Below are 6,191 nucleotides of genomic sequence, written 5' to 3'. Positions count from 1 at the left end.
AAATCTTGAAAAAATTCGCCAGCAAGAAGGCAATACTCACCAGAGTTATAAACACATCGCACCAGTATACGCTATCGAAATCGTGGATAGCAACTACTTCTCAGATGACTTGGCTTTTCATAGCTTTAGTATGCGAGAGGACACGACAGGTGAAGTCTTAACTATCACAAACAATGGACAGGAACACCATCTAGTCAAGATGGCATTCTTGGAACTCAAAAAATACAGAGAAACCAGCAAAGATAAGGTTCGCAAGCCATGGTTGGAGTTTTTTGGGAACAAACCCTTCACCCAGCAACCCGAGCGAGCCATCAGCCAAGCAGATCAACTGCTAGACTACAAGAGCTGGTCCGAGGAGGACAGGAAGATGTTTAGTCAACTACGTATGCGAGAAGAACAAGCCTTGTTAGCGCAGGACTATGCCTTGGAACAAGCTAGGGCAAAAGGGATTGAACAGGGACTGGAGCGTGGGAAAGTTGAAGGGAGTTTGTCGACGCTATTAAATCTAGTCCGTCAAGGTCTTTTGCCTTCTGAAGTTGCCAGTCAACAGTTGAGTATGACTGTCTATGAGTTTGAAGAACTATTGAAAGAGCATCATAAATAAGAACTAAAAAATATAGAGAAACCAGAAAAGACAAGGTTCGCAAGCCGTGGTTGGAGTTTTTTGGGAATAAACCCTTTACCCAACAACCCGAGCGAGTCATCAGTCAAGCAGACCAACTGCTGGACTACAAGAGCTGGTCCGAGGAGGACAGGAAAATGTTTAGTCAACTACGTATGCGTGAAGAACAGGCATTATTGGCTCATGATTATGCCTTGGAAACTGCTAGGGCAGAAGGGATTGAACAGGGGTTGGAACGTGGTATTGAACAGGGACTGGAGCGTGGGAAAGTCGAAGGGAGTTTGTCTATGCTATTAAATCTAGTCCATCAAGGTCTTTTGCCTTCTGAAGTTGCCAGTCAACAGTTGAGTATGACTGTCGCTGAGTTTGAGGCGTTATTGAAAGATTAAGACAATCGCAAATAATGGACAAGAAAACCACCTAGTCAAGATGGCGTTCTTGGAATTAAAAAAATATAGAGAAACCAGCAAAGACGAGGTTCGCAAGCCGTGGTTGGAGTTTTTGTAAATCATTAAATCAATGACAGATTTTTCCGTAATAGATGGAAGAATCTGTTTTTTTAGTTATGCTAGATGTGGGCTCTGAAATAGTAAGATATGGTGTATTGAAATAAGATATGAACAAAGAAATTAGGAAAGTCAAATTATAGTTAAATGAAATAAAAACTGAACAAATTGATTGCGGAATTCAAGCTAATTTCTAGCAATGTTTTAGAAAACTCGGTGGACTATTTCGGATTCAATCTACTATAATTTCTAGAAATTTTTTAGAATCCGCAGTGTGCTATTTTAGATTCAATAAATTGTGCTTTTAGAAACAAAAAAAGAGCATTTTCGCTCTTTCTTCTTCTGCTCAATCTTAGTTTTTTGCTTCTTTCTTCTGGAAAGTAGTTTGGTAATTTACTTTAATCGTTACGGTCATGTGAGAGTCCTCGTTTCTTTTTGATGACTCTAGTATAAGGAGCTAACCTGAAAGCTAGCTTAAGTTTTCCTTAGAGAAAGCTTAATCTAGATGTTCTTTCTTTTCCAAATGAAGGGCAATCATGCGCCACTCTGGATCCTCTTGCCAGCCTTCAATAGAACTAATGTAACTAGCAACTTTTCTAGCTTCTTCTAAAATCGGAAAATCCTCGATAATATCAGCCACTTGGAACTCTGGAAGTCCTGACTGTCTGGTTCCAAAAATCTCACCTGAACCACGCATTTTCAAATCTTCCTCCGCAAGGACAAATCCATTGGTGGTTTCTGTCATGATGCGCATGCGGTCTTTCCCAGAATCCGTCTTGGGATTGGCAACAAGAACTGCATAGGACTGCTTGTCCCCCCGACCGACACGACCTCTAAGCTGGTGAAGCTGGCTGAGACCGAAGCGATCGGCATCCATGATAATCATAACTGTCGCATTTGGAACATTAACCCCAACCTCAATAACCGTTGTCGAAACCAGAATATCAGTTTTTCGCTCTTTGAAATCCTGCATTACCTGGTCTTTTTCGTCACTCTTCATCTTACCATGTAAAAGAGCCACCTCTGCCTTACCTGCAAAATGAGCTGTCAACTCCTCTGATAAGGCAATGGCATTTTTCAAATCCAGAGCTTCTGATTCTTCAATCAAGGGAGAGATGACATAGGCTTGTGAACCTTTTTGAATTTCCCCCTCTAACCAAGTCAAGACCTGAGGTAGTTGCTCATGCTTGATCCAGCGAGTTACAATAGGTTTTCGACCTGCTGGCATCTGGTCGATAATGGAAACATCCATATCGCCAAAGGCTGTGATGGCCAAGGTTCGTGGAATGGGAGTCGCCGTCATCATGAGTACATCTGGATTGTCGCCTTTTTCTCTCAAAACACGCCTTTGCCCTACACCAAATCGGTGCTGCTCATCGATGATAATCAAGCCCAGACGAGCATAATCTACCCCATCCTGAATCAGAGCGTGGGTTCCGATAATCAAATCAGCCTCACCCTTGGCAATAGTCTCCAAGACTTCTCTCTTTTCTGCAGCTTTCAAGGAACCTGTCAAAAGAGCCAGTTTCAAGTCTGGAAAGAGGTTCTGTAAACTCTCAAAGTGTTGCTCTGCAAGGATTTCTGTCGGTACCATGAGGGCTGCTTGGTAGCCAGCTGTCACTGCCGCAAACATAGCCAAACCAGCGACTACCGTTTTTCCACTCCCCACATCCCCTTGTAGAAGACGATTCATGTGGTGGTCCGACTTCATGTCGGTCAAAATTTCCTGCAAACTCTTTTCCTGAGCTGGGGTCAGGACAAAAGGCAGCCTTTCTTTGACTGCTGTCACTTTTTCCTGAGACCAATTCAGGACCAGACCACTTCCCTGAACTCTATTTTCAGACTTGAGCGTCTGCAATTGCATTTGGAAATAAAAGAGTTCCTCAAATTTAATACGGCGAAGGGCTTGCTTGTATTCTGCCAAATCCTTGGGGAAATGCATAGCACGAACTGCCTGACAACGGGACATGAGTTTGTATTTATCGAGCAAAGACTGGGGAAGATTTTCCTCGATCAAGAGGTCCAGTCCCTGATCAAAGGCTGTCTTGATGACCTTGACCAGACTTGCCTGACTGATTCCTTGAGCCAAACGATAGACAGGTTGGAGGTCATCTTCCACCTGAGCCAGGACCTTCATCCCAGTCAGACTAGCCTTGGCACGGTCCCATTTTCCAAAGACGGCAAGAGTTACTCCCAACTCTATCTTATCAGCTAGATAAGGCTGGTTAAAGAAAGTAACCGCAAAAACGACTTCTCCCTGTTTAAGACTAAAGCGCAGGCGATTGCGCTTAAAACCATAATACTGGACACTGGCAGGAGTCACGACTTGACCAGAAAGAACCGCCTTTTCACCGTCTTCTAGTTCCAATACTTGCTTAGTTTTGAAGTCTTCATAACGGAAAGGAAAGTAGAGCAAGAGGTCTTGCAAGTTTTCAATTCCTAGTTTGGCGTATTTTTCTGCTGACTTTGGTCCCACACCAGGTAAGATATGCAAGGGTTGATGTAGATTCATGCTCCACTCCTTTCTTTTCTAATAATATTCTCTCGGAATGCGGTCGCTGAGAAGACAAACCACCTCGTAGTTAATGGTTCCACGGTAAGTCGCTACCTGAGTTGCTGTGATTTCCTTGCCCCCGTTAGAACCAATCAAGGTTACTTTGGTTCCCAGCGGATAAAATTTAGGCAGACGAATGGTGATTTGGTCCATAGATACTCGCCCAACGATTGGGCAAGCTTGCCCATCTACCAAGACAGCGAAATTTTGCATATCTCGTGTCCAACCATCCGCATAGCCGATTGGCACCGTCGCAATGACTTGCTCGCTATCCGCTTGATATGTCGCTCCGTAGCCCATGCAAGCTCCAGCCGCAACTGTCTTGACGTGAACCAAGGAAGATTCCAAGGTCAAGGCTGGTTTCAAGTCATAGGGTAAGTCCAAAACCTCTCCACTTGGATTAAGACCATACATAGCATCTCCCATACGGACTGCATTGAAAATAGTCTCTGCATGCCAAAGAGTCGTTGCCGAATTGCTGGCATGGATCAATTCTGGGACTTCCTTCATACTAGCCAAAATATCTTTAAACCGTTCTAACTGGACATTAAAGTAGTCATCTGATTCTTCATCAGCAGTAGCAAAGTGGGTAAAAATCCCTTCAACACGAGCACTGTGTTGTTGGAGCAAGTCTTGAGCCTGCTCAGCTTCACTAGCCTCTCGAAAACCAATCCGTCCCATTCCTGAATCAATCTTGAGGTGGACTGTCAATCCAGTTAGGTCCGCTTCCTTATCTAAGAGTGCTTGAATCCACTCCAGTCCAGCCACAGTCAAGGTGATGTCATATTCTTTAGCAAGAGAAACAACTTCTAGTTCAGAAACTCCTAAAATGAGGATTCGCTTGCTGAGTCCAGCCTGTCTGAGTTCAATGGCTTCATCAATATTCGAAACGCAAAAGCCATCAACATCATCTTGAATCGCCTTGGCAACGGCAACAGCCCCATGACCATAGGCATTAGCCTTGACTACTGCAAATTTGAGCGTTCCTTCAGGGATATGAGCCCCCATTTGTTGAATATTTTGTCGAATAGCTCCCAGATGAATCAGAGCCTTGGTTGGTCTATGCGGACTAGCTTTCATGATTTTCCTCCAAAATGACACTGGCTGTCACAAACTGATCGGTATGGCTGATAGACAGCCAAATCTTTCCTGAAAATGGTGCCTGACTAAAATAAGGCGCCCCGCGTTCATTGTTCAAGACTTCCAAATCCTGAAAACCGAGCTTGCCAATGCCCGTTCCCATGGCCTTGGAAAAGGCCTCCTTAGCCGACCAACGACCAGCCAAATATTCAATCTGTCTGCGCCCTTTAAGACTGGTGAAGCGCTCCATTTCCTTAGCGGTCAGCACGCGCTTAGCAAATCCTTCATGTCGTGTAACTGCGCTTTCTATCGAAGCCAATTCTTCGATGTCAATTCCGTGTCCAACTATCATTCTCATCAAAAGGAGTTGAGATTCCCCAACTCCATCCTTTTCACTTATTTTGTCAAGGTAGCATAAATCTCTTCTACCAAGGCCTCTGTATTTTCCCAACCTAGGCAAGGATCGGTAATGGAGCAACCAAAGACCTCTGGTTGGTTTTGACGACCATCTGCTAGGTAAGATTCAATCATAAAGCCTCGAACTGTCTTTTTAATTTTCTCATTCCAATCACGATTCTGCAAGGTCTGGCGAACAATTCGAATCTGCTCCATATATTGCTTGCCTGAGTTATCATGGTTGGTATCAATGAGAATAAAGGGATTTTCAAGTCCCATGGCTTCATAGCGCTCAATGGCATTTAGCAAGGTTTCATAGTAAAAATTAGGCTCATTTTTCCCATATTCATTAACTGCCCCACGAAGGATGACATGGGCCAGGGGATTTCCTGAAGTCTCAACTTCTTGCCCATGGAAAAGGAAGGTCTGTTTATTTTGAGCGGCATAGATGCCATTAAACATAACACCAAGATTTCCAGAGGTTGGATTTTTCATTCCGACTGGTGCATCAATTCCTGAAGCCACAAAGCGGTGCTCTTGGTCTTCCACAGAACGAGCTCCTACAGCATGGTAGCTGACCAAGTCATCCACCAAGACCAGATTTGACGGATAAAGCATCTCATCTGCCGTTGTCAAACCTGTCTCTGTAATCACGCGGTAGTGCAACTGGCGCACAGCCTGCAAGCCATTAATTAAACTTGGAGCCTTAGAAGTATCTGGCTGGTGAACCAAGCCTTTATAGCCGTCTCCATTTGTACGAGGTTTAGCAGTATAAACACGCATAACCATGAAAATCTTGTCCGCCACCTTCTTTTGCAAAGCTGATAAACGGCGGGCATATTCCAAGACAGCCTCTTCATTGTCAGAAGAGCAAGGACCAATCACCAAAAAGATCCGGTCATCTTCTCCTGAAATGATGTCTGCCAATTCTCTATCACGACGCTCCTTTAGTCGCAAGGCTTCCGCAGACAATTGGGTTTCTGCCTTGATTGCTTCAATATCGATTTCTTGACCTTTTTCAATAAATGCCATC

5 protein-coding genes and 2 pseudogenes are annotated in these 6,191 nt (G+C 44.2%); 3 read left to right on the top strand and 4 right to left on the bottom strand.

Going from position 1 to position 6,191, the window contains the following annotated elements; translation table 11 throughout:
• The 3 genes and pseudogenes from N8M09_RS10385 to N8M09_RS11375 all read left to right on the top strand — a co-directional run.
• On the top strand, positions 1 to 604 hold a 604-nt coding region (locus tag N8M09_RS10385), incomplete at its 5' end, for a PD-(D/E)XK nuclease family transposase (protein WP_261065108.1).
• Positions 601 to 1,011 (top strand): annotated as a pseudogene (locus N8M09_RS10380) (Rpn family recombination-promoting nuclease/putative transposase); the annotation flags it as partial. The gene N8M09_RS10385 and the pseudogene N8M09_RS10380, both read left to right, overlap by 4 nt.
• Positions 1,004 to 1,123: pseudogene (locus N8M09_RS11375) on the top strand (Rpn family recombination-promoting nuclease/putative transposase); the annotation flags it as partial. The pseudogenes N8M09_RS10380 and N8M09_RS11375, both read left to right, overlap by 8 nt.
• A 501-nt stretch (positions 1,124 to 1,624) precedes the next feature.
• Here the strand turns inward: N8M09_RS11375 and recG are convergent.
• From recG to N8M09_RS10360, 4 genes are read right to left on the bottom strand one after another with little or no spacing between them, the layout of a single operon-like run.
• The gene (gene recG / locus N8M09_RS10375) at positions 1,625 to 3,640 is read right to left on the bottom strand and encodes an ATP-dependent DNA helicase RecG (protein ID WP_261065107.1); all 2,016 of its coding nucleotides are present in this window, start codon (positions 3,638 to 3,640) and stop codon (positions 1,625 to 1,627) included.
• An 18-nt stretch (positions 3,641 to 3,658) separates the two neighbouring features.
• Positions 3,659 to 4,762: an alanine racemase gene (gene alr, locus N8M09_RS10370; RefSeq protein WP_261065106.1), complete on the bottom strand. Its 1,104-nt coding sequence runs from the start codon at positions 4,760 to 4,762 to the stop codon at positions 3,659 to 3,661.
• A complete protein-coding gene (gene acpS, locus N8M09_RS10365) occupies positions 4,752 to 5,114 on the bottom strand; it encodes a holo-ACP synthase (protein ID WP_000635005.1) in 363 nt (120 codons plus the stop codon). Before acpS ends, alr begins: the two co-directional genes overlap by 11 nt.
• A gap of 44 nt (positions 5,115 to 5,158) precedes the next feature.
• The gene (locus N8M09_RS10360; protein ID WP_261065105.1) at positions 5,159 to 6,190 is read right to left on the bottom strand and encodes a 3-deoxy-7-phosphoheptulonate synthase; all 1,032 of its coding nucleotides are present in this window, start codon (positions 6,188 to 6,190) and stop codon (positions 5,159 to 5,161) included.
• Position 6,191: the final 1 nt, after the last annotated feature.

The sequence above is a fragment of the Streptococcus mitis genome (assembly GCF_946190375.1).
Taxonomy (GTDB): Bacteria; Bacillota; Bacilli; order Lactobacillales; family Streptococcaceae; genus Streptococcus; species Streptococcus mitis_CJ.
This window is presented reverse-complemented; position numbering and strand designations above follow the sequence as displayed.